The following is a 22,660-nucleotide window of genomic DNA, read 5'->3' on the forward strand; positions in this document are numbered from 1 at the left end:
ATCCGCACGAAGTAAGGAAGATGGGACGAGAAGTTTATTCGCCTGTGGCGAAAGTTCCTTCATCCGCACGAAGTAAATATTGTATTGATATTAAAGACAGATTGACAATGAACATTACACATGAAAAAATTGATGAGCTAAGTTCAGTTCTTAAAATTGAAGTATCAGCAGCCGACTATCAGCCTCAACTCGAAAAAACAATAAAAGATTATCAGAAAAAAATGAATATGCCCGGGTTCCGCCCAGGTAAAGTACCTGCTTCTGTAGTAAAGAAAATGTATGGTAAGTCGATGCTTGTTGAAGAAATCAATAAACTTGTCATTGATAAAATGTATGAATATCTCGGGCAGAACAATATTGATATTCTTGGAAATCCTTTACCCAGCAAAGAAAAATCAAAAGAAATAGACTGGGATAATCAAACTGATTTTGAATTTTATTTTGATTTTGCGCCCAATCCTTCTTTTGAAATTGAACCTCTCGAAAATGTTTCGGTTAAATATTATGATATCACTGTTGATGATAATGTTGTTGAAAAATATTTAATGGATATCCGTCGTCGCTTTGGAAAATTCTCAAATCCTGAAACAGCAGAAAGTAATGATTTGGTTTATGCCGAATTCGAAGAATTGGATGCAAAAGGTAACATACTCGAAAATGGTATCAAAAGCAAAGCATCTGTAGCTATCGATATGATTAAGGATAAAAAGGAACAGAAGAAATTTATTGGACTGAAAAAAGACGATACCCTTGATGTTGATTTATTAAAAATATTCGAAAATCATCATGAAATTTCACATGTTCTGAATATCAGTCATGAAAAAGCTGATGAGATAAAAAATAAATTCCGCCTGAAAGTCATTACCATTTCAAGGAATGATCCCGCTGAATTAAATGCAGAGCTTTTTGGAAAAGTGTATAAACAGGATAATATAACAAGCGAAGAACAGTTAAAAGAACGAATTAAAACTGATGCCGAAACCTCATTTAAAAATGAAAGTGATAACAGGTTTGTCAGCGATACCGTTGAATACTTTCTGAAAAATACTAAAATCACTTTACCTGATGCATTTCTTAAACGCTGGCTTTTAGAAACCAATAAAGAAAAATTTACAGAAGAACAGGTTGAAAAGGAATATGCAGTTTATGCTGATACATTAAGATGGCAGTTGATTGAAAACAGTCTATTGAAAAATAATAACATTGAAGTTACACCTATTGATGTTAAAAATTATATAAAAGATTATTTCAAAAAGAATATTCAGCAGGGCGAGGAAACTGAGGAAAGTAATCAAAAGCTGGATAGTATTGTTGACCGCTTTATGCAAAACAGGGAAGAAACAAAAAAGATTTACGACCAATTATATGATATTAAACTGAAAGATTTATTTAAAGGCAAAATAAAAATTAAAAATCAAAAAATCAGTTACGAAGATTTTGTTAAATTAGCTTCCGAAAAACATAATCACGAACATCATGACCATGAGCATGAACATTAATTTGTGATTGAGATAAAAAACGGCTAACTTAAAACGTCTAACAATTTAAACTAAAAAAGATATGGCTTATAACAACGATGAATTCCGTAAATATGCTGTAAAACACAGAGGAATCAGCAGCCTTACATTAGACAGCTATACTTCTAAAACAAATAATAGCGTATCTCCTTATATTATTGAAGAGCGTCAGTTGAATGCCGTTTCCCTTGACGTATTCTCTCGTTTAATGATGGACCGTATAATTTTTCTTGGTTCAATGATCACTGACGAAGTTGCTAATATCATTCAGGCTCAGCTTCTTTTCTTAGAATCTGTTGATTCACGCAAGGATATCCAGATCTATTTAAATACTCCCGGAGGCTCTGTTTATGCAGGTCTTGGCATTTACGACACCATGCAGTATATTTTACCCGATGTAGCTACAATTTGTACCGGAATGGCTGCATCAATGGGCGCTGTTTTACTTTGCGCCGGGAAAGACGGAAAACGTACTGCTTTAAGTCATTCACGTATTCTTATTCATCAGCCTATGGGTGGCGCTGAAGGACAAGCATCCGATATTGAAATTGTATCGAAGGAAATTATTAAACTGAAAAAAGAACTTTACGAGATCATTGCACATCACAGTAAACAGAACTATAATAAAATTTATAAAGATGCTGACCGTGATTACTGGATGACTGCTGCCGAAGCCAAGGAATATGGCATGATTGACGAAATCCTGGTTAGAAATAAAAAATAATAATGGCTAAGGAAAACACACGTTGTTCATTCTGCGGTCGCGATAAACGCGAAACAGCTATGCTAATAGCCGGGCTGGAAGGTCATATCTGCGATTATTGCGTTACCCAAGCCTATAATATAGTTAATGAAGAACTTGCTGTTAAAAAAAGTAAGTTTGTTCCCGGGTTCAAATTACTCAAACCTGCTGAAATTAAACGTCACCTTGACCAATATGTAATAGGGCAGGATGAAGCCAAAAAAGTTCTTGCCGTTGCTGTATATAATCATTATAAACGAATAAATTCAGCTAAATCAAAAAAGGATGATGATGTTGAACTGGAAAAATCAAATATCATTCTTGTTGGTGAAACCGGAACTGGAAAGACATTGCTTGCAAGGACTATTGCCCGCACTCTTCAGGTCCCTTTTTGTATTGCCGATGCTACAGTCCTTACCGAAGCCGGTTATGTTGGAGAAGATGTTGAAAGTGTTTTAGTGCGTTTATTACAGGTTGCCGATTATAACGTTGAAGCAGTTGAAAAAGGAATTGTTTTTATTGATGAGATTGATAAAATAGCCCGAAAAAGTGATAATCCTTCTATAACCCGCGATGTTTCAGGCGAAGGAGTTCAGCAAGCTCTACTAAAGTTGCTTGAAGGTTCAGTGGTGAACGTTCCTCCGCAAGGTGGAAGAAAACATCCTGAACAAAAAATGATACAGATCAATACACAGAATATTCTTTTCATTTGCGGTGGAGCTTTTGATGGAATTGATAAAAAAATTGCATCACGCCTCCAGGCAAATGTCGTTGGATACGGCGTACAGGACAGGGAAGAGATTGATAAAGATAATTTAATAAAATATGTTGCACCTCAGGATCTGAAGAGCTTTGGTTTGATTCCTGAATTAGTAGGACGTCTGCCGGTTGTAACCTATTTACATTCTCTCGACCGTGAAGTCCTGCATCGAATACTTCTTGAACCCAAAAATTCATTGATAAAGCAATATACTCGTCTTTTTGAAATGGATAAAATCAAACTTACATTTGATGAAGAAGTGTACGACTATGTTGTTGATAAAGCTATTGAATTTAAACTAGGTGCACGCGGACTTCGTTCAATCCTTGAAGCCATCATGATTGACGCAATGTATGAATTACCTTCCGATAACAAACAAACTGAAATGCATATTTCCGTTTCTTATGCTGAGGAAAAACTCAGGAAAACCAATATTGAAAGACTCAAAGTAGCATAAGGTTTTTCCCACTTCTTTTTTGTATTTCTTAAAAATAATATTTGTTTTTTTGCTATTTTTAATAGTCATTAATTGGCATTAAAAATACTATGAAAAATATTAAATACGTTATAGCAATAAGACAGGATTCAAATTTTTCTTTTGACTTCGAATAGCATATATTTGTAAATTTGTGTAATGGCATTAAAATGTTGAATCTTGTGCACTGGTAAATGAAAAAAACATTATTTATATTTTTCTATTTTTGTTTTTGGTATACAGGAATCTACTGTCAGACAACGGAAGATTTAGTAGTCCCTGCTGAGATTTATGAAGGGGATACCATTCCTGTGTTGGTTTTGGATGAGGTTGTTATTACTCCTTCTGCAGGTACAGAAAATAAATCATCTATTACTCCGGTAAAATATAGCAGGCTTGTTAGAGATGTGAAAAAAGTATATCCTTATGCTGTAATTGCCGGAATAAAATTAAATGAATACAATGAGATTATTTCTAAGATTACCGATGAAAAAGAAAAGAAAAAATATATGAAGAAAGCTGAAGAAGAGCTTAAAGAAGAATTTACTGATGATGTGGAACATATGACGATGACACAGGGAATCATATTATTAAAACTGATTGACAGGGAAACGGGTAATTCTTCTTTCGAAATTGTTAAAGAGCTTAGAGGTGCTCTGAGGGCAGCTTTTTGGCAAACTATTGCGCGTATTTTTGGAGTAAATTTAAAAGTAAAATATGATCCTAAAGGTGATGATAAGAATATAGAAGAAATTGTATTGAAGATTGAGAATGGAACAATATAATTTATTTCCCGCGTCCCTGTAATATAATTAATACAGTATAAATAAGGATTTTGAAATCTACGGATAGCGACATATTCTCTAAATAAAGGATATCATATTTTAAACGCTTCACCATTTGTTCAACATTTTCGGCATAACCAAATTTTACTTGTCCCCACGAAGTAATTCCTGGTTTCACCTTGAATAATAGTTTATAATGAGGAGCAACTTTCATTATTTCATTAATAAAATATTCCCTTTCTGGACGGTAACCTACAAGCGACATATCCCCTTTAAGTACATTATAAAACTGGGGGATTTCATCTAAGCGCACTTTGCGCATAAATTTTCCGAATGAAGTAATACGGGTATCATTTTTACTTGATAATTGTGGACCATTCTTCTCCGCATCAACGTACATTGACCGGAATTTATGCATCGTAAATGATTTGCCATGCAATCCTATTCTTTCATGAGAATAAAATATTGGACCTTTCGATGATATTAAAACACCAATAGCAGTAAATAAATACAATGGGCTGAATACAACAAGCATAGTTATAGATACGGTGATATCAATTGCTCTTTTAATAGATGCTTGCCAGACAGGCATTAATTCAGGTGAGATTTGGATAAGAGGAGCATCCCATATTGCAGTCATTTTTACTGAGCCGAGTAAGATATCCTGCATATCAGGAATAATTTTCGTAACAACATTGGCCCCGTTTATTTCTGTAAGTATTTTGTTAATGGTTTTGTGTTCCGATGGTTCAATAGCAATAATTATTTCTTCTATTTTATTTGCATTAATAATATTTAGAATATTTTTATAATATCCCAGGTGAGGTAGATATTCTATCAAATGATAATCTCCATTATTTTTAACATGAACAAATCCAACGAATTTGTTTCCTGAAGATTTTCTTTGACCTTCAATTTCTTTATAAATTGATATGGCATTTTTATCGCTTCCAACAATAATCGTGTTGAATCCTATTTTACGATGATGTATTCTGTGTGCTGTAATAGAAGTAATGGTAAGGCGGGAAGAAAAAGTAAAAAAGAAATGGAAAAGAAATAGAATAAAAAAAGAAAGATAATAATCTTTATATGATTTAACACTATCATCTAAAAGAATAATAAAGAATATTAAAATAACACCGATAATTGTAACAAGTAATGTTTGTCCTAATTCTTTTAATCTTGATTTTCTGTATATTCTTGAATATGTTCCTATCATTGAATATAAGAGTATCCAAAGTATTGGTATAAGTATTAAGCCTAAATATAGATTGTTGTCAATTAATATTTGTTCTTTGATATGAAATGTTTGGTGGTCTATTGTAACTTTCCTGTAATAGAAAAATATACCCCATGCGAGAAATGCTGATAAAAAGTCAGCAATTACATATCTCAGCACCTGGAGTTTTTTATTCATATCAGAAATGTACAAGTTTAATATTATCGAAAAGAATTACAGGATTGGATACATCGCTACTTTTATCAATACGGAAAAAAACCTGGAAATCTGTTGCATTAGTTGAATTATTTATTGCATTTAATAAATTGATATAGATTTTTTTCCATGTATCTGTTTTATTCAGATGTAAAATACCAACATCATCGCTTTCGGTTGAGGTATTTGCAAATAACCCAATGTAAACTTCATTTTCAGTTTTGTAATTCAGTTCCAGAAAAACAGGGTTGCTGCCACTCGGAAGATCATAGCTTGTAATACTTTTGCCTTCATAAACTGTATGATTTGCATCCAAATGAACGATACCGGAATAATTTCCTTCAAAAACATAAAGAGGGTCTGAAGTTTTTTCAATTAATGTGTCGCTGAAAATTGTATTTTCAATAGTAACGCCACCATCTTCAAATGCTTCTTTCCATTGAAAAACAGTTTCTGAATAATATGTTATGGTAGGATTGATTGTAATGATACTATCAGGAATTAAATTTAAACTTATTTTATAGGGTTTATAGAAGGGGTAAATTGCACGTGTTTCGGATATCCCATTAACTTTTATTCCTGCTTTAATCATAACTTCATGATTACCTTCAGATAAAATGGGAATAGTAGCAGGTAGTTCGTAAGCGCCTACAATCTGGTCATCAACATAAACCCAGGCATCGGTAATTTTTGATGAATTGCTTCCCTGATCGCTTTGAGTATTGAGAGTGAATTGATCGATATGAATATACGAAGGTATCTCTTCCTCAGGATTCATCATTTCACATGAGTAAAAAGACACAATAAATACAATAATAAAAAGGTTTAGAGCAATTCTCTGTAGAAACATGTCAAATAAGCGTTGCTTTTATAATTAATAAATAAGGTAACGACAATTTTTTTTAATTATTGTATATAAGTATAATTTTTTATGAAAATTTCAAAAATAAATGATTAAGAATTACTTATAACATTATGGGAGTGGCATTTAATTTTTCGATTATTGTATAAGCCAGTTCAAGGGAATTATAACCATCCATAATTGTAACCGATGGTGTTATATTTTTTATGATAGCTTCATAAAAAGCTTCCAATTCTGTTTTAATAGCGTTAATAGGTTTGCTTTCAGGTTTTTCAAACAAGAATTGTTTCATGCCTTTATCTTTTCCAAGATCAATAGTAATTGAAAGGGGATCAATTTCACCTTCAATACTTTTCAGCCTTATTATTTCGCATTCTTTTTTCAGAAAGTCGACCGAAATATATGCATCGCGTTGGAAGAATCTGGATTTCCGCATGTTCTTCATTGAAATGCGGCTTGCTGTAAGGTTTGCAACACAGCCATTATCAAATTCAATTCGTGCATTAGCTATATCTGGAGAGTCACTAACTATTGCCACACCACTTGCACTGACTTTTTTAATATTTGATTTAACAACACTAAGAACAATGTCAATATCGTGGATCATCAGGTCGAGAATCACGGGTACATCAGTACCGCGTGGATTGAATTGAGCAAGTCGGTGCGTTTCAATAAACATTGGATTTTGGAAATAGGGTATCGCTGCAAGGAATGCAGGGTTGAAACGTTCCACATGACCTACCTGTACTTTTACATTAGCCTCTTTAGCAAGTTCAATCAGTGATTTTGCTTCACATACTGTTGTAGTTAAAGGTTTTTCAATGAAAACATGTTTTGATTTGCGTAAAGCTTTGGATGCGCATTCGTAATGAGAAACCGTTGGTGTTACTATATCAACTGCATCAACATCATTAATAAGTTCATCAATGGATGAATATTTTTTTATTCCAAATTCTTTTTCAACTTGGTTTGAAATTTCTAAATCGGGATCATAAAATCCAACAAATTCAAGGTTGTTGATTTCTTTAATACATTTGATATGTATCTTTCCTAAATGTCCTGCTCCAAGTACTCCAATTCTTAACATAACGAAATTTTTTTGCAAAAGTAATTTTATTTGGTCAATGAAATAAGTATTTTCGCAAAATAACTTAACTAACTTTTCAACAGGGTTATGATTGATTCTTATAAACACAAAGGGCTTAGAAAGAAGCTTGTTGAAACTATTGCTAATAAAGGCATAACTGATGCTAATGTGCTTGCAGCTATTGGGAAAATCCCAAGACATTTTTTTATGGATTCTTCATTTCTTGAATTTGCCTACCAGGACAATGCTTTTCCTATAGGTGAAGGGCAAACAATTTCACAACCTTATACTGTTGCATTTCAATCACAAATGCTTCAGTTGGAAAAAGGAATGAAAGTTTTGGAAATAGGCACAGGCTCAGGTTATCAAACATGCGTATTGCTTGAACTGGGAGCAAAAGTATTTTCAATTGAACGTATAAAAGCCTTATATCAAAAAACGAAATTGTTTTTACCCTCAATAGGTTACCATCCTCAATTATTTTATGGTGATGGATATAAAGGTCTACCGGCATATGCTCCCTTCGATAGGATCATTGTTACTGCAGGCGCTCCATATATCCCTGACGGGTTAGTTAATCAATTAAAATCGGGTGGTATTATGATAATACCTGTGGGAGCTGGCGAAATACAAATAATGAATATTTTAAAGAAGAAAGAAGATAATACAATCATCAAAGAAGAATGTGGTACTTTTCGTTTCGTACCACTATTAAACCAAAAAAAATAAATTAAAATTCAATAGTTACACCTAAGGTTGGTGTTGGTTGTCCCGATTTATTTTCAATATACTCAGCCTGGTATTTTGTAGGGTCGTTAGTATCTGTCAATATATTATCGTTTGCATCTCTTACTACATCAAGGATTGGGGCAAATGTAGTTTTAAATGCATACACGTTTTGAATATCGATATAAAATTCCAAAGTGAATTTTTTTAGTAAAACTTTTTTATCAACACGAATATCCAACTGATGTGTAGCCGGTAATCTTTCCGTATTCAGTTTATTATAGTCAGGTGTGCCGGTTTTGTTGATATTCCAAATGGCTATTGTCCGCGATAAATCAAAATTATATGGTGTATACGGATTTCCTAAAGCAAAGCGCCATTTAATTCCTGCTTCCCAATTTTTTTTGAAAGTTTTTCCTGTGGTAATATTTATGATATGAATATTGTCCCATGAAGAAGACACCCATTTGTTATTTTTATCACGAAACTCACTGCGGACAAAAGTATAGCTGAGCAATCCATAAAGCCCTTTGAATAATTTCTGTTGAATTAATAGTTCAGTTCCAAAGCTTCTTCCTGATGATGTTGATGTAACAGCCGTATTTCCTATTACACCATAATCACTACCTAAATTTGCCATGGAAATGGAATCGCTAAGAATGAATGGATAATGGCTATATAATTTCAGGAAACCTTCTAAAGTAATTTTCATATTCTTTTTTGTCTGATATTCCATTCCACCGACAAAATGTTTTGATTTTATATAACTTACATTATTTTCTTTATTCACAAAAAGACCCTCATTGTTGCGGTAACCTAAAACTGTATATGGAGGTAATTGGTAATATATTCCTGTATTGGCATTAATAGTAATGTTTGTAGCCAAAGAATAGGATAACGATAAACGTGGAGATAATTGATTTAAAATATTTCTTGTTGATTTGGAAAAATCAGCAGCATCGCTTCTTATTCCTATTGAAGCGGCTAATCTACCTTCCATGAATGTAGTACTCATCTGTCCGAATAATCCATATTTTAAAACATTAAGGTTTGAACTGAAATTGATAGTGTCAATACTATTGTTTATAGTGATTTTCTGAAATGTTGAATTGGAGTAATGAGCATATTCGATGTTGCTGCCGTATGAAAGCTTAATATCATTTGTTCTGATGGTTCGTTCAACTCTTAGTTTATTCTCAGCTTCCTGCGATTTATAATTAAGAATTTTGTTTGAAGGGTTTTCAATATTATTTAAATATTTATAAGTTTCATTATTAAGCATATTCCTGCTTAAAACAAAAGTTGTATACCCTTTTCCGCCAAAGTGAACGAATTTAATTCCATTAGCATAATTCCACTGAAAATATTCGGGCAGATAACCTAAAATATATTTTTGTTGTTTGGTACCGCTCTCTTGTAAAGAAGTATTTAAAACAGAATTGTCAATAGCGCCAATACCGATGAAAGTCAGTTCGTTCTTATTATTTATTTTCCATTTGTATATAGCTTGAAAATCGTTGTATATAGGTAGAAATGGCAACCCGAGTGCTTTAAAAAGAAATTGTAGATAGGAACGGCGTGCCGAAGCCAGAAATGTTGCATTTTTATTAGCAGGTCCTTCAAGAGTAATGCCGATATCGCTTGCTCCAATTGTAAACTTTCCGCCAATTCTATCATCGCGTCCATCGATATATTTAAATTCCATTACTGAACTTAAAGCATTGTATCGGTTAGCCGGGAATGCACCGGAATAAAATTCCACTTCCCTGATGAAATCAACATTTATCATTCCAACAGGCCCACCCGATGAACCTTGTGTAGCAAAGTGGTTGATGTTAGGTACTTCTATTCCATCAAGAAAAAATCGATTCTCATTTGGAGCTCCGCCTCTTATAATAATATCATTTCTATATGCAGGCGAAGGAGCAACACCGGGAAATGACTGAATTACTTTTGAAATATCCCTGTTTCCACCGGGGTTTCTTGATATTTCAGTAACACCAATGGTGTTTAATGATAATGGCGTTTCTTCCTTTTTAATAAAAGGACTGGATTTAATTTCTACTTCTTTCAGATTGCTTATTTTTTCTTCAAGTGCAAAATTAACTTCAGCATGTTTTGTATTGGTTACTTCAATTTCGCTGATTGTTTTTTGTTCAAAACCCACAAATGAAGCGCTTACATTATAGTATCCCGGAATAAGACCGTTGAATTCATAGTTGCCGTTTGCATCAGTTAGGGTAGCTACTGTAGTGCCGGTTATTGCAACACTTACATATGCAAGAGGTTCATTAGTAATTGAATTATAAACTTTACCGTGAATTTTTCCTTGTGAGAAAAGAAAAACCGGAAAAAGAAACAGAAATAATGATATATATATAGTTCTCATAATGATTAAATTTTTTGTAAAAGTAATTATATTATTTATAATGGTTCTAAATAATATATTTAAAAATAATTAACATAATATTTTCTAAATATTGATTAGTAGAATATTAAGCTACAATTTTTATAAACTTGTCTATGATATTTTAAGATATTTTTTTTATACAACAATAAATATATAAGATATTTTTTTTATACAACAATAAATATATAATTTTGCAGTACTCTTTTATTGAAATATTTTTTATTGTAATTCTCATGAATTGATTTTAAATAAAATTTGTAGTAAAAAAATATATTTAACATAAGGGTAATAACTTTTTTTAGTGTATTTAGTATAAAAGTAAATTAAATAAAAATATTAAATCAAAATCAATTAATAACCAAAAAAACAAAAAAATGAAAAAAGTAAAAATTGCTTTATTGATGCTTTTGGCAGCAGTTATCATACTGCCGTCATGTAAAAAAGGTGAAAACGATCCATTCCTTTCATTAAAAACAAGAAAAGCCAGAATAACTGGTGAGTGGGAACTTAAAGAAGGTACTATTACCGGAGTTAATTCAGGGACTACATGGACAAGAACATTCAATGGAACTACTTGTACTTTGACATCAGGAAGTTTTAACAGTACTGCTCCATATACCCAGAAAATTACTATAGTTAAAGATGGTACATATAAAATTGACATAAATGATGATGGCGATTTAAGTACTGAAGAAGGCGACTGGTATTTTGGCAGAAAAAATAAAGATTTAGATGTTAAAACAAAGGAAGTTGTTGTTTTTCATGAAACACAATATACTAGTACATCAGGTACTACAACTACAACCACTACTTATACAGGTTCTTCATGCCCTATTAGCACCATTACAATTGATGAATTGAAGAATAAAGAAATAATTATTAAATATGATGGCTCATCAACAGGTTCATTTACTTCATCATATAGTGGCACTTTAACTTATAAACAATAATATTAAAATTAATTAAAAAAAGTCTCCTTCTATTTTATTAGTAGGAGACTTTTTTATTATAATCAAAATATCATGAAAACAACAAAATTTATTTTATTGTTTATTTTATTATCATCTATATTTTTTTCCTGTAAAAAAAGCGAAAACGATCCGTTTATTTCATTAAAATCAAGAAAAGCAAGAATTACCGGAGAATGGAAACTTACAGAAGGGTATACCGAAGTAACTTCAGCTACCGGTACTGATACATATACAATTACTGGTGGAAATATTACTTCAGTTGAGAACGGTATTAGTATTACTCAACCTTATTCCGAGGTATATAATTTTAAAAAAGACGGAACGTATAATTATACCTGCAATACAGATAATGGTAATGATGTGGATTTTGAAGAAGGTTCATGGACATTTGGGACAAAAAGTGCAGATATGGATTTAAAGGCAAAAGAAACAGTTTTACTTTACATAAAGCATTATTCTTCTGATAACTCAGGAAATAATTATTCCTATACATACGATGGAACAATTTATCCGGTTCATCGCATAACACTTGATATGCTTAAAAATAAAAAAATGACCATAATTATTGATTATACTTACCAGGATACAAATACATCGTATACCCGAAAAGGAACGATGACATATGAAAAGCAATAAATTGTTTAAATAAAAATCCAAGAAAGTCTCTGCATGCAGAGACTTTCTTATTTTTGCCGCATGTTAAGAAGATTATTTGATATTATTCAACAGGTGTTTGTGAAAACAGAAGCAGAATCCATTGCATACAGAACAAGTATCTCAAATAAAAGAGCAGATAGAAAAATTATTTGGGTTGCAGTGATCAGTACTGTTTCATTGGTTTTTATTGAATACATTGGAAAATATCCCGGGTATGCAAACCTGATAGCTTTTTTCAAATCAATCGGGTTTGAGAGTGCATCTGAATTTCTTTCGGAATACATGGAAAGAAAAGGAAATGTTCAGTTACATTGTTTGGCATATTGGATTTCAATAATAGTAATATTTTACCTGGTGATTCCAATACTGATAATCAAATTGGTTTTTCGTGAGAAATTAAGTGATTATGGTTTAAGGTTCGGGAATTTAAAAAAGGATTATGGAATTTATTTAATAATGCTGCTTGTAATGCTGCCATTGGTATTTGCAATGTCGACCACTCATTCATTCCAGTTACGATATCCTTTTTATGAGCTAAAGCCTGATGAATCCTTGTTTCCTAATTTCTGGATTTGGGAATCCATGTATTTTATACAATTCATAGGTGTTGAATTTTTTTTCAGAGGGTTTATATTACATGGAAGCCGCAGACAACTTGGGTTTTATTCGATTTTCTTTATGGTGATTCCATATTGTATGATTCATTTTGGAAAACCGATGTCCGAAACTTTTTCAGCCATACTTGCCGGAATAGCTCTGGGAGTGCTGAGTTTAAAAAGCCGTTCAATTATTCCCGGTATATTGATCCACTATAGTGTGGCTATTGCAATGGATTTTGCAGCATTATACCATAAAGGATATTTTTGAAAATCAGAAATTAATGCGAAGAACAAAAATATTTTTTAAAGAACTATTTATCGATACCTGGAAAACTGCGGTATTGATGTTTAAAATTATGATCCCTGTTTCGATAGGTGTGAAGATTTTACAGGAAACAGGTGCCATTGAATATATAGGTATAGCACTGGCGCCATTGATGAAACTTGTTGGATTGCCCGGTGAAATGGGCCTGGTGTGGGGTACATGTATGATTACAAATTTATACGGTGGTGTTATTGCTTTCATGAATTTAGCCCCGGTTTATCATTTAAGTGTTGCGCAGACTACGGTTATATTTCTTATGATGCTGGTTGCGCATACTTTTCCATTAGAATTGCAAATAGTAAGAAAGGCCGGTGTTAAATACATAACCATGTTTATATTTCGTTTTGGATTTGCTTTTATAATGGGTTTTGTTTTGAATTTAGGTTATTCATTATTCTCAATATTGCAACATCCTGCAATTATCACATGGAAACGGGAAGTTGTTGCCAATCCAACTTGGCTGCAATGGGCCTTGGGGGAATTGAAAAATTATGGGATGATCATGCTCTTTATTTTTTCATTATTGTTGCTAATAAAGATTCTAAAAAAAATAGGTGTTATTGATTGGATAACTCAAAGGCTGAGCCCGATACTTCGTTTGATGGGAATAGGTTCAGAAGTTACCACAATAGCTATAATTGGGATAACTCTTGGAATTGTTTATGGGGGTGTTCTTATAATCAATGAATCGAAAAATAAGAATATTAACAAGCGCGATATTTTTTATTGCCTTGCATTAATGGGATTATGTCATAGCCTTATAGAAGACACTATCCTTATGCTGGCATTGGGAGGGCATTATTCAGGAATATTAATTTTTAGGTTAATAGCATCGTTCCTTATTATATGGGCCATCGTTAAGATTACTTCAAAATTTTCTGATGCAAAATTTATAAAATATTTTTTGGTAAAAGAAAAACCCAACGTGGCAAATGATTGATATAATTAAATAAAATATAGAATTAACAAGTGTTGCATGATAAAAAATAAATGGGTTTTAGTTTTAAATATAAGTGCTGTAATTTTTTATTTCATTATAATTTCTAAACTAGGTGGTCGGGAATTTATAAAGAACAGTTTGTTCAATACCGTTGATTCAAATGATTATTTATTATACAGTAAATGGATAACCGGTGAGGGTGATTATTGCAGTCCTTACAGAACTTTCTTTTATCCATTAATAATGATGATGTCGATGAAAACCGCCGGACTAGTGGGTTTGTGGGCTATGCAGTTTTTCTTTTGGCTGGCAGCATGTAATTTAATTTTCTTTACGATTTTTAACATTACAAAAAATATTATTCCTTCTGTTATAGCATACACTCTTGTTGTATTAAATATTTCTCTAATAGTATATACTGCTAACGGTCTAACAGAAATAACGGTTTTCTTTTTACTTTCATTATTCCTTTTTATACTATTAAAAGTTTTAAGAAAACCGAATAATATCAATATGATTTTTGCCTTGCTCTTTGTATTGTCGTTGCTGGTTGTTACCAAACCAGTATATCAAATAGTATGGTATATTACTGTTTTAATGATTTTATTTTTTATACGAAAAGATATTTTAAAAAAACCTGTAATTATTCTCTTGATAATTCTTGCATGTTCTCCGATTCTAATTCAAAAAATAATAATAAAGAAAACATATAACACCTTTTCTACAACAAAGATTGCAGATTATAACCTTAGAAATTATTTTTTTAGAAAAGTAAAATATTATGATGAAAATCATACTTTGAAAAATTTTGATTTGCTTCCTGATAGTGTACATACCCGAACAACTGCCGAAGCTCAGCATTATACAAAATCAGGAATCATTAATTTTATAATTTATCATCCCTTTTCTTCAATGTCAGCATTCTGGGATAATATAAAAGATAATCATCGTATGGGAAATCCATTAATAAATAAAAGGAATAATCCTAAGCTTTATAAATGGACACAAAATATAAATGATAAGTTTTTTTACATTCATTTATTAGCTTTAATTGTTTGGAGTACATTTTTAATTATAAAAATTAAACAAAGAAATAATTTGCATTATCAATTTGTGTTTTTTTGCGGGTTGCTTTCCTTTTACACATTGTATTACGTGGGAATTACTTTTTGGGCAGGCGACAGGCTTATTGCTCCTGCTATTGCAGCATGGAGCGTTTTGTATATTATTTTATTTTTAAATGTTTTTAAATTAATAAAACCGGGAAAGAATATTCTGTAAAAAAAGAAAGAAAAAAACTGGAAGATTTTGAGCGGTAAATGGGTCTCGAACCCACGACCTTCAGCTTGGGAAGCTGACGCTCTACCAACTGAGCTACTACCGCATGCTGCAAAATTAAAAAAGTTTTATTAATAATGACAAATTCGGAATGAATTACTTTTTTTATTTTTTAATGCAAATCTGTTCCGTATCGGTATAAACAGTTTCAGAAAGAATAGAAATATTTTTAACAAAGTATTTTATTTAAAAAATCATATAATGTTTAATAAGTTGGATGATATTCAATGATTTGTGTTGAAAAAACAGAATAAATCCAAATGAATAATAATTACCTTATTTACACGTTTTGTAGTTCAATATTAATTTATAACTTTGCACGATGTTTTTGAAAAAGGCTCTGATATTGTTTTTTGTTACTTCATTATTTTACTCTTGTGGTGATTTTCACAAAATAATGAAGAGCACCAGTCTTACCGATAAGTATGCTGCTGCCGAGAAATACTACCTGAAAGGTGATTATTTCCATGCACAGCAACTGTTTGATGAATTGATTACCTACTACAGGGGGACTGCACAGGCTGAAAAAATTTATTATTATTATTCCTATTGTTATTATGGTTTGAACGATTATGTTTCAGCAGCATATTATTTCAGCACGTTTGTTACTACATATCCAAATAGTAAGTATACCCGCGAGTGCCAGTATATGAGTGCTTATTGTACTTATCTTGATTCACCTGATTATTCACTCGATCAAACCAACACAACTGCTGCAATCAAGGAATTACAGCTTTATGTGAATATGTATCCCAAAAGCGATTCGGTTAAATTATGCAACATCCTTATTGATGAATTGCGTTTTAAACTGGAAACAAAAGAGTTTGAGATTTCGAAAATGTATTTCAGAATGGAAGATTACAAATCAGCAATAGTGTCATTTCGGAATACTTTAAAGGATTACCCGTCAACAACCTATAAGGAAGAAATTCTTTTTTATTTAATGAAAGCAAATTTCCTGTATGCAAGCAATAGTATCGCATCGAAAAAAGAAGGCCGTTATAAGGATACTATTGATGCATATGACGAGTTGTTATTAGCCTTTCCTCAAACAAAATACCTGAAGGAAGCGGAATCAATAAATAAGAATGCATTGAAAGAGATAAATAAAATTAGTGGAAATAAAACAACATAATTATGGACTATAAGAAAGTCAAAACAGAAGTTACTACAGTTACACGTGAGGTTACAGAATTTGTGAAACCAACAGGAAATATATACGAAACAGTTGTGGTTTTGTCGAAAAGGGCAAATCAAATAGGAACAGAGATAAAAGAAGAATTGAACGGGAAGTTGCAGGAGTTTGCTACATCATCGGATAACCTTGAGGAAGTATTTGAAAACAGGGAACAAATTGAAATAGCAAAATATTACGAACATTTGCCAAAGCCTACTCTTATTGCAATTCACGAATTCATGAATAACCAGATTTATTTCAGGAATCCGAGTCATGATAGTTAACAGCATTTTTACAAATGCTTAAAGGCAAAAAAATAATTATTGGAATTTCCGGGGGAATTGCCGCATATAAAACCCCTTATCTTATCAGGCTTTTCAGGAAAGCAGGAGCAGAAGTAAAAGTAGTTGTTACAAAAAATGCCTTAGAGTTTGTTACGAAAACAACTCTCGAAACTCTTTCACAAAATAAATTATATAGCAATGTGTTTGGCGAGAATAATGATTATTCCACCGAACATGTTTCTATTTCCGATTGGGGCGATATATTTGTTGTAGCACCTGCCACTGCCAATATCATTGGGAAGTTTGCAAATGGTATAGCTGATGATGCGCTTTCTACATCATTACTTGCATTCTATAAAACAGTGTATATCGCACCAGCAATGAATGATAAAATGTATCAGGTTGCAAGTGTTAGAGAAAATATTTCTTTTCTAAAAAAGAATAATATAAAATTCATTGAACCCCGCGAAGGGTTTCTTGCTTGTGGCGCTGAAGGCAAGGGTAGGATGGAAGAACCTGAAAATATTTTTTCGATAATTGAAAATGATTTGTCTGTAAAAAAAGTTATGTCAGGCAAAAAAGTTTTGATAACCGCAGGACCAACTTATGAAGCGATTGACCCTGTAAGGTTTATTGGCAATCATTCATCGGGATTGATGGGGTATTCCATTGCCGAAGAATGTGCTGATAAAGGCGCTGAGGTTACTTTAATTTCAGGTCCTTCAAAATTAAGCGTTGAAAATAATTCAATTAATAAAATAAATATTACTTCAGCAGAAGAAATGTTTCAGGCAGTAACGAAGCATTCTGCTAAAGCTGATATTATTGTAATGGCTGCTGCTGTTGCCGATTTCACACCACAGAAAGTTGCCGGTACGAAAATCAAAAAGACCGGAGCATCACTTTCTGTTCAGTTAAAACCTACAAAAGATATTCTTTTGCATTTAGGTGAAAAGAAACGTAAAAACCAGGTGCTGGTTGGATTCGCTCTTGAAACGAATAATGCTTTGGAAAATGCAAAAAAGAAACTGAATACTAAAAACCTTGATTTCATCGTTCTTAATACCTTGCAAGATAAAGGCGCCGGTTTTGGTACGAATACAAATAAAATTACTATTGTTGAACGCAATAATAAAATCACTAAATTTGAACTGAAACCAAAGACCGATGTGGCAAAGGATATAGTTAATAAAATTATTCAGCTAATAAAAAAATAATATGCTTTTCAGATCAGCCCTCATTTCAATACTTCTATTTGTTTTTTCGCTGAATATTAAGGCGCAGGAATTAAATTGTATTGTTTCTATTAATACCTCACAAATTCAGAGCAGCGATAAAAGAATTTACGAAACTTTACAGGCTGCGATTTATGAATTCATGAATTCAAAAAAATGGACCAATTATAATTATTCGGCTGAAGAAAAAATAGAATGCACTTTAATGATCACCATTTCTGACAGGACCGCTGATGTTTTTACCGGAACGATACAGGTTCAATCAAGAAGACCCATTTATAAAAGTTCATATAATTCAGTTCTGCTGAATTTAATTGATAAGGATTTTAAATTTAGTTATGTGGAATATCAGCCGCTTAATTATAATGAAAATTCATTCACTTCAAACCTGACTTCAGTACTTGCTTACTATGCTTATGTTATTATAGGTTTTGATTTTGATTCATACCAGTTAAAAGGCGGAACAACTTTTTTTGAAAAAGCGCAGAACATTGTTACCAGTGCGCAGAATGCATCGGAATCGGGCTGGAAAGCCTATGAAAGCGCTTCGCAAAAAAACCGTTACTGGCTTATTGAAAATTTATTGAATAACATTTATTCTCCTATTCGTGAAGGAATTTACAGTTATCACCGTAAAGGACTGGATATGATGGTTGATAATTCAGCAACAGCCAAAACATCCATTACTGCGGGAATTGAATTATTAAAGAAAGCACATGAAGAAAAACCCGGTTCATTTTTAATGCAGCTTTTTTTCCTTGCAAAAGTGGATGAAATTGTAAATATATATTCTACCGCCAGCGCTACAGATAAAACTAAAGTTGCCACCATATGCAAGGCAATTGACCCTTCCAATTCTTCGAAATACAACCAGATTACGAAATAACATTTTTAAATTTTGTAAAAATCTTTTCGCCTGTCAGTAATCACATCGTTATATTCATTAATACTTTTATTATTAGCAAGTGTTTCATCAATTTCAATAATTGAAACATGGGTTTTATCAGTTGGGGCTGATGACAGGATTCTGCCGTCAATGCTGGTGATTTGGCTTGCCCCTGTAAAAGTAAAATCATCATCGCCGCGTTTTTCATTTCCGATCCGGTTTGCTGTTACAGCAAAGATCCTGTTCTCGATACAACGCGTAACCATTGCATTTTGACAATAAGGCATCACCAGATTTGAAGGATGTGCAAGCACCTGCATGCCCTGAAGTGTAAGCGTGCGGCAGACTTCGGGGAATATCCAGTCGAAGCAGATCATGGCGCCAATTTTCACTCCGTTTATTTTATAAACTTTTAATGGCTTGTTACCCGGAGTGAACCATAACTTTTCTTTATTGAATAAATGAATTTTGCGGTATGTGTCAATTACCTTTTTGTCAGAAACAATAAGTAAAGAATTGTAAATTTTATCATTTTCCTTTTCAATGAAACCGGCGACAATAGTAGCATTGGTAAGTGATGATATTTCTTTTAAAAACTCAGCAGTCTGTTCTTCTTTTGTTTCGGCATGCTTGTGTGCTTCTTCCATTGAAATAAAAGTATAGCCGGTTGCAAACAATTCAGGTAATACAAGCAGATCGGCTTTTATACTTTTTAATAATGAGCGAACTCCTTCAAAATTTTTTTCTTTATCTCCGAATACCGGTGAGTTTTGAACGTAACCTATTTTCATAGATTGTAAATATTGAATTGCTGAAATTTTAGTTTTTTATTATTTTTTATTTTTTAAACTAATCAGGACTCTAAATCCAATATAAAGGAAGAAAATCAAAATGATTAGAAAAAATATTTGTTTTCCCTCTGGTGAAAAACCTTGTGTGCTGTCGTAGGGTCTTCCATATTGACTTATGCCTTGATTATAAATTTGAAGAAAAATAAATAGAAACATAAAACTTTATATAATTGCTGATGGTTTTGTTATTTACTTGTATTAAAATTAATAATTTCAAATTTATTATAATCTTTTCAAAAGAACAAATGTTCGTGGCAAGTCAAGCATGAACTGGGGGTAGTAATGTTTTGTATATATCATTATAAATTATATTGTTGTCAAGTTTAAACAAATTAATGTTAGTTTTTGCACTCGTTAGAAACGAGCGCGAACAAGGGAGCGCGAACAAGGTTAATGAGCGTTAGTAAGAGTGAATGGAAATATATTTTAATATGTAAACTACAATATCATAAATAAAATATTTATTGCCTTTAAAAGCATTTATTATCATTAATATTATTAATGATAGCCATATTAAAACAGAAAATAAAAAAATACATTTTGTAAACCACATCTTATTAAGATCTTCCAACCCAAGCAATGCTAAACTATAATAAGCCAAAACCACAAATAAAAAGGGAATTACTAATAAAATTATTGGAGCTAACAAAACAAAAGCAAAATCAAAATTTGAAATATCTGTAATTTGAATAAATAATGATACCGTAATAGAGATTAAAATAATAGTTTTTTTAAAATTCAATTTTGAATTTAAACTTTTAAAATCATTAATTACCTTTTGCAAAAAAACAGATAACTTAGATGGTTTTTTTCCTTTCAAACAACGCAAAGAGAAACCACCGCACTTACCGAAGTTACCCCGGTACACACCGGCACCGTAGCACAACAGACCCCGCCCCCATGCATAGCTTGCAACGTCCTTTGTAGAACTCCACCAGTAACCGCTACATCCGATACTAACGCCGAATGCCCCATTGTCGTTGCGGTAACTACCCGGAAGGGCTGTAAAACCGCTTTCATTGGTTGCTTCTCTATTAAGTGGCTGCCAATGTGTTAAACTTGTTTCTTTAAGTTTGCCGCCAGCAACTAATTCTCCACCTAAATAATCTGTAAGTGTTGTCCATTCTTTATCAGATGGTATATGACAACATAATGGTGCTAATCCTCTTGAATCGTTTACTGCATACCAGTTGAAGAGTTTGCCAAATATTTTACCATTATCAGGGTTGTTGTTGTAATAACACCAAGCAGGTTGTTTTTTATTTCCTGCTTCTTTCCATTCTTCAGCAGTTTTAGCTTCAGGAATAATTTCACCATTTCTAAAATGGCTCACATTAAGGTTTTCAACCATCCATACCTGTGTGCCTATTTTTATAGTATGATAAATATTACCATCAATATCGGTTATAGTTTCGGAAATTTCTCGTATTTCATCAATTTCTGTTTTTTTATCAATAATAGCAGAGTCTACGAAGAAGTATATTAACCAGTATAACGGGCTTCCGAATATTAACCATATTACAGCCCATGATTTTTGTATGTTGTTAAAGTTTATGTGAATTAATATAATCCATACAAACAAGAATAATGTAAACAAAATCCATCCTTTAATAGTTTTGTTTTTTTTCATATTATTTCTAATTTATGAGACAAAATAGTATTTGCTGCCGTTAATTTAAAATATTAATTTAAACGGTTTATTTTTTAGGTAACTATATACGTGTTGGGACTGAAATACAAAATTAAAAATCCAACCTTGCATCAAATTTATGGTTTTTATAGTTTAGCTCATTTATCTCTTTTAATATTTTATCGTCAATATTAAAATCTTTTAATTTTTTAATATCATTATATGAGCAATAAAGAATATCCTTTAAAAATTTTTCTTTGTCTTCTTCTGTTTTTATAGTATTATATTTATATTCTATAAATTTCCCCAAAATTTCTTTTGACAAAATATATTCTTTTCGGTCTTTTTCCATTAAATGCGAATATTCTTTTTTTACAATCTGTCTTACAGAAAATCCTATAATTGTTGCAAACAATATAGATATTATAAGTGATTCCCAGTTCATGGTGTTAAATATTGTATTTTTTTGTGAATAATCTATAAATAAATAACCCGACAAAGAGATTAATAATTCAAGCCAGTTTTTTTTTAAGCGATTTTTAAATTTTTCCATAAGTTTGAGTTTTGATTAACCCAAAGATATTTATTTTTTAATTAACATATTTGTATAAAAAACCTATGAAAAATATAGATGAAAAAGATTTTGCTGTGGTTTTGTCTGCAGTAATTACATTAAGAGATATGGTAGTAAAATCAGATGACAAAAAAGAATTTAACGAAAAACTATTATCTAACATTAAATATGTAAATTATTCATATTATTTAGAAATACAAGATAACATACGTAAATGTAAATTTTATGACGAATTATTTTTTATTTAAATAAAAAATGAAGTAAATAATATCCAATGAAGAACACTGAATTTCCAATATCCAAGTTAAAATTCATCATTCATCATTCGGCATTCGATATTGGATATTGAGTTATTAACCATCAACAAAAAACATTTGCCCAGGCTAGTTGCTCA

The 22,660-nt window shown here is 31.9% G+C and carries 22 protein-coding genes and 1 tRNA gene; 15 read left to right on the forward strand and 8 right to left on the reverse strand.

From position 1 onward, the window contains the following. From tig to PKK00_12155, 4 genes are all read left to right on the forward strand, one after another. The coding region (gene tig / locus PKK00_12140; GenBank protein ID HNW99150.1) for a trigger factor at positions 1-1,499 on the forward strand (1,499 nt) is incomplete at its 5' end. Between the two features lie 61 nt (positions 1,500-1,560). Next, positions 1,561-2,241 carry an ATP-dependent Clp endopeptidase proteolytic subunit ClpP gene (clpP, locus tag PKK00_12145; GenBank protein HNW99151.1) on the forward strand — a complete coding sequence of 227 codons (681 nt, stop codon included), beginning with the start codon at positions 1,561-1,563 and terminating at the stop codon, positions 2,239-2,241. Positions 2,242-2,243: 2 nt separating this feature from the next. Beyond that, positions 2,244-3,476: an ATP-dependent Clp protease ATP-binding subunit ClpX gene (clpX, locus tag PKK00_12150; protein HNW99152.1), complete on the forward strand. Its 1,233-nt coding sequence runs from the start codon at positions 2,244-2,246 to the stop codon at positions 3,474-3,476. A gap of 212 nt (positions 3,477-3,688) precedes the next feature. Then, complete coding sequence (locus PKK00_12155) at positions 3,689-4,279, forward strand: DUF4294 domain-containing protein (GenBank protein ID HNW99153.1); 591 nt, start codon at positions 3,689-3,691, stop codon at positions 4,277-4,279. Position 4,280: 1 nt separating this feature from the next. Here PKK00_12155 and PKK00_12160 read toward each other — a convergent pair whose 3' ends face one another. From PKK00_12160 to PKK00_12170, 3 genes are all read right to left on the reverse strand, one after another. Then, positions 4,281-5,696, reverse strand: a complete 1,416-nt coding sequence (locus tag PKK00_12160) for a sugar transferase (GenBank protein HNW99154.1) — start codon at positions 5,694-5,696, stop codon at positions 4,281-4,283. A gap of 1 nt (position 5,697) precedes the next feature. Then, on the reverse strand, positions 5,698-6,495 hold the full coding sequence (locus PKK00_12165) for a hypothetical protein (GenBank protein ID HNW99155.1): 798 nt from the start codon (positions 6,493-6,495) through the stop codon (positions 5,698-5,700). Positions 6,496-6,679: 184 nt separating this feature from the next. Then, positions 6,680-7,663 carry a Gfo/Idh/MocA family oxidoreductase gene (locus PKK00_12170; protein ID HNW99156.1) on the reverse strand — a complete coding sequence of 328 codons (984 nt, stop codon included), beginning with the start codon at positions 7,661-7,663 and terminating at the stop codon, positions 6,680-6,682. A gap of 87 nt (positions 7,664-7,750) precedes the next feature. On the opposite strand from PKK00_12170, the gene PKK00_12175 reads away from it, so the two are divergent. After that, the gene (locus tag PKK00_12175) at positions 7,751-8,392 is read left to right on the forward strand and encodes a protein-L-isoaspartate(D-aspartate) O-methyltransferase (protein ID HNW99157.1); all 642 of its coding nucleotides are present in this window, start codon (positions 7,751-7,753) and stop codon (positions 8,390-8,392) included. A gap of 1 nt (position 8,393) precedes the next feature. Here PKK00_12175 and PKK00_12180 read toward each other — a convergent pair whose 3' ends face one another. After that, positions 8,394-10,778 (reverse strand): TonB-dependent receptor, encoded by a 2,385-nt coding sequence (locus PKK00_12180; protein HNW99158.1) that lies wholly within the window; start codon positions 10,776-10,778, stop codon positions 8,394-8,396. A gap of 395 nt (positions 10,779-11,173) precedes the next feature. Here PKK00_12180 and PKK00_12185 point away from each other — a divergent pair, with 395 nt between their 5' ends. From PKK00_12185 to PKK00_12205, 5 genes are all read left to right on the forward strand, one after another. After that, positions 11,174-11,749: a hypothetical protein gene (locus PKK00_12185; GenBank protein HNW99159.1), complete on the forward strand. Its 576-nt coding sequence runs from the start codon at positions 11,174-11,176 to the stop codon at positions 11,747-11,749. A gap of 72 nt (positions 11,750-11,821) precedes the next feature. Then, positions 11,822-12,406 (forward strand): hypothetical protein, encoded by a 585-nt coding sequence (locus PKK00_12190; protein HNW99160.1) that lies wholly within the window; start codon positions 11,822-11,824, stop codon positions 12,404-12,406. 33 nt (positions 12,407-12,439) lie between these two features. Then, positions 12,440-13,294: a CPBP family intramembrane metalloprotease gene (locus PKK00_12195; protein ID HNW99161.1), complete on the forward strand. Its 855-nt coding sequence runs from the start codon at positions 12,440-12,442 to the stop codon at positions 13,292-13,294. Positions 13,295-13,307: 13 nt separating this feature from the next. After that, a complete protein-coding gene (locus tag PKK00_12200; protein ID HNW99162.1) occupies positions 13,308-14,291 on the forward strand; it encodes a hypothetical protein in 984 nt (327 codons plus the stop codon). A gap of 36 nt (positions 14,292-14,327) precedes the next feature. Beyond that, entirely contained in the window at positions 14,328-15,572 is a 1,245-nt protein-coding gene (locus PKK00_12205; GenBank protein ID HNW99163.1) for a hypothetical protein, read from the forward strand. 30 nt (positions 15,573-15,602) lie between these two features. On the opposite strand, the gene PKK00_12210 is transcribed toward PKK00_12205, so the two are convergent. Further along, positions 15,603-15,675 (reverse strand) — tRNA-Gly (locus PKK00_12210). A gap of 276 nt (positions 15,676-15,951) precedes the next feature. Here PKK00_12210 and bamD point away from each other — a divergent pair. The 4 genes from bamD to PKK00_12230 are packed head-to-tail and all read left to right on the forward strand — an operon-like array spanning position 15,952 to position 19,211. Beyond that, positions 15,952-16,764 (forward strand): outer membrane protein assembly factor BamD, encoded by an 813-nt coding sequence (gene bamD / locus PKK00_12215; protein HNW99164.1) that lies wholly within the window; start codon positions 15,952-15,954, stop codon positions 16,762-16,764. A 2-nt stretch (positions 16,765-16,766) separates the two neighbouring features. Continuing rightward, the gene (locus PKK00_12220) at positions 16,767-17,090 is read left to right on the forward strand and encodes a DNA-directed RNA polymerase subunit omega (protein ID HNW99165.1); all 324 of its coding nucleotides are present in this window, start codon (positions 16,767-16,769) and stop codon (positions 17,088-17,090) included. A gap of 14 nt (positions 17,091-17,104) precedes the next feature. Next, on the forward strand, positions 17,105-18,307 hold the full coding sequence (gene coaBC, locus PKK00_12225; protein HNW99166.1) for a bifunctional phosphopantothenoylcysteine decarboxylase/phosphopantothenate--cysteine ligase CoaBC: 1,203 nt from the start codon (positions 17,105-17,107) through the stop codon (positions 18,305-18,307). A 1-nt stretch (position 18,308) separates the two neighbouring features. Further along, on the forward strand, positions 18,309-19,211 hold the full coding sequence (locus PKK00_12230) for a DUF4835 family protein (GenBank protein ID HNW99167.1): 903 nt from the start codon (positions 18,309-18,311) through the stop codon (positions 19,209-19,211). 5 nt (positions 19,212-19,216) lie between these two features. On the opposite strand, the gene PKK00_12235 is transcribed toward PKK00_12230, so the two are convergent. From PKK00_12235 to PKK00_12245, 3 genes are all read right to left on the reverse strand, one after another. Then, entirely contained in the window at positions 19,217-20,002 is a 786-nt protein-coding gene (locus tag PKK00_12235; GenBank protein HNW99168.1) for a nitrilase-related carbon-nitrogen hydrolase, read from the reverse strand. A gap of 460 nt (positions 20,003-20,462) precedes the next feature. After that, positions 20,463-21,692, reverse strand: coding sequence for a fibrobacter succinogenes major paralogous domain-containing protein (locus PKK00_12240; GenBank protein HNW99169.1), 1,230 nt, complete (start codon positions 21,690-21,692; stop codon positions 20,463-20,465). A 112-nt stretch (positions 21,693-21,804) separates the two neighbouring features. Next, complete coding sequence (locus tag PKK00_12245; GenBank protein HNW99170.1) at positions 21,805-22,245, reverse strand: hypothetical protein; 441 nt, start codon at positions 22,243-22,245, stop codon at positions 21,805-21,807. A gap of 65 nt (positions 22,246-22,310) precedes the next feature. Between PKK00_12245 and PKK00_12250 the strand changes: the two genes are divergently transcribed. Continuing rightward, on the forward strand, positions 22,311-22,514 hold the full coding sequence (locus tag PKK00_12250; GenBank protein HNW99171.1) for a hypothetical protein: 204 nt from the start codon (positions 22,311-22,313) through the stop codon (positions 22,512-22,514). Positions 22,515-22,660: the final 146 nt, after the last annotated feature.

This window comes from Bacteroidales bacterium (assembly GCA_035353855.1).
Lineage (GTDB): Bacteria > Bacteroidota > Bacteroidia > Bacteroidales > CG2-30-32-10 > DAOQAK01.

What these genes read in the sequence shown, in the direction of transcription:
- PKK00_12175 (HNW99157.1), top strand. Translation starts at nt 7,751, where the DNA reads ATGATTGATTCTTATAAACACAAAGGGCTTAGAAAGAAGCTTGTTGAA.
- PKK00_12250 (HNW99171.1), top strand. Translation starts at nt 22,311, where the DNA reads ATGAAAAATATAGATGAAAAAGATTTTGCTGTGGTTTTGTCTGCAGTA.
- PKK00_12240 (HNW99169.1), bottom strand. Translation starts at nt 21,692, where the DNA reads ATGAAAAAAAACAAAACTATTAAAGGATGGATTTTGTTTACATTATTC.
- PKK00_12160 (HNW99154.1), bottom strand. Translation starts at nt 5,696, where the DNA reads ATGAATAAAAAACTCCAGGTGCTGAGATATGTAATTGCTGACTTTTTA.
- coaBC (HNW99166.1), top strand. Translation starts at nt 17,105, where the DNA reads ATGCTTAAAGGCAAAAAAATAATTATTGGAATTTCCGGGGGAATTGCC.
- PKK00_12220 (HNW99165.1), top strand. Translation starts at nt 16,767, where the DNA reads ATGGACTATAAGAAAGTCAAAACAGAAGTTACTACAGTTACACGTGAG.
- clpP (HNW99151.1), top strand. Translation starts at nt 1,561, where the DNA reads ATGGCTTATAACAACGATGAATTCCGTAAATATGCTGTAAAACACAGA.
- PKK00_12180 (HNW99158.1), bottom strand. Translation starts at nt 10,778, where the DNA reads ATGAGAACTATATATATATCATTATTTCTGTTTCTTTTTCCGGTTTTT.
- PKK00_12185 (HNW99159.1), top strand. Translation starts at nt 11,174, where the DNA reads ATGAAAAAAGTAAAAATTGCTTTATTGATGCTTTTGGCAGCAGTTATC.
- PKK00_12235 (HNW99168.1), bottom strand. Translation starts at nt 20,002, where the DNA reads ATGAAAATAGGTTACGTTCAAAACTCACCGGTATTCGGAGATAAAGAA.
- clpX (HNW99152.1), top strand. Translation starts at nt 2,244, where the DNA reads ATGGCTAAGGAAAACACACGTTGTTCATTCTGCGGTCGCGATAAACGC.
- PKK00_12170 (HNW99156.1), bottom strand. Translation starts at nt 7,663, where the DNA reads ATGTTAAGAATTGGAGTACTTGGAGCAGGACATTTAGGAAAGATACAT.
- PKK00_12165 (HNW99155.1), bottom strand. Translation starts at nt 6,495, where the DNA reads ATGATGAATCCTGAGGAAGAGATACCTTCGTATATTCATATCGATCAA.
- PKK00_12230 (HNW99167.1), top strand. Translation starts at nt 18,309, where the DNA reads ATGCTTTTCAGATCAGCCCTCATTTCAATACTTCTATTTGTTTTTTCG.
- PKK00_12205 (HNW99163.1), top strand. Translation starts at nt 14,328, where the DNA reads ATGATAAAAAATAAATGGGTTTTAGTTTTAAATATAAGTGCTGTAATT.
- PKK00_12190 (HNW99160.1), top strand. Translation starts at nt 11,822, where the DNA reads ATGAAAACAACAAAATTTATTTTATTGTTTATTTTATTATCATCTATA.
- PKK00_12245 (HNW99170.1), bottom strand. Translation starts at nt 22,245, where the DNA reads ATGGAAAAATTTAAAAATCGCTTAAAAAAAAACTGGCTTGAATTATTA.
- PKK00_12200 (HNW99162.1), top strand. Translation starts at nt 13,308, where the DNA reads ATGCGAAGAACAAAAATATTTTTTAAAGAACTATTTATCGATACCTGG.
- PKK00_12195 (HNW99161.1), top strand. Translation starts at nt 12,440, where the DNA reads ATGCAGAGACTTTCTTATTTTTGCCGCATGTTAAGAAGATTATTTGAT.
- bamD (HNW99164.1), top strand. Translation starts at nt 15,952, where the DNA reads ATGTTTTTGAAAAAGGCTCTGATATTGTTTTTTGTTACTTCATTATTT.
- PKK00_12155 (HNW99153.1), top strand. Translation starts at nt 3,689, where the DNA reads ATGAAAAAAACATTATTTATATTTTTCTATTTTTGTTTTTGGTATACA.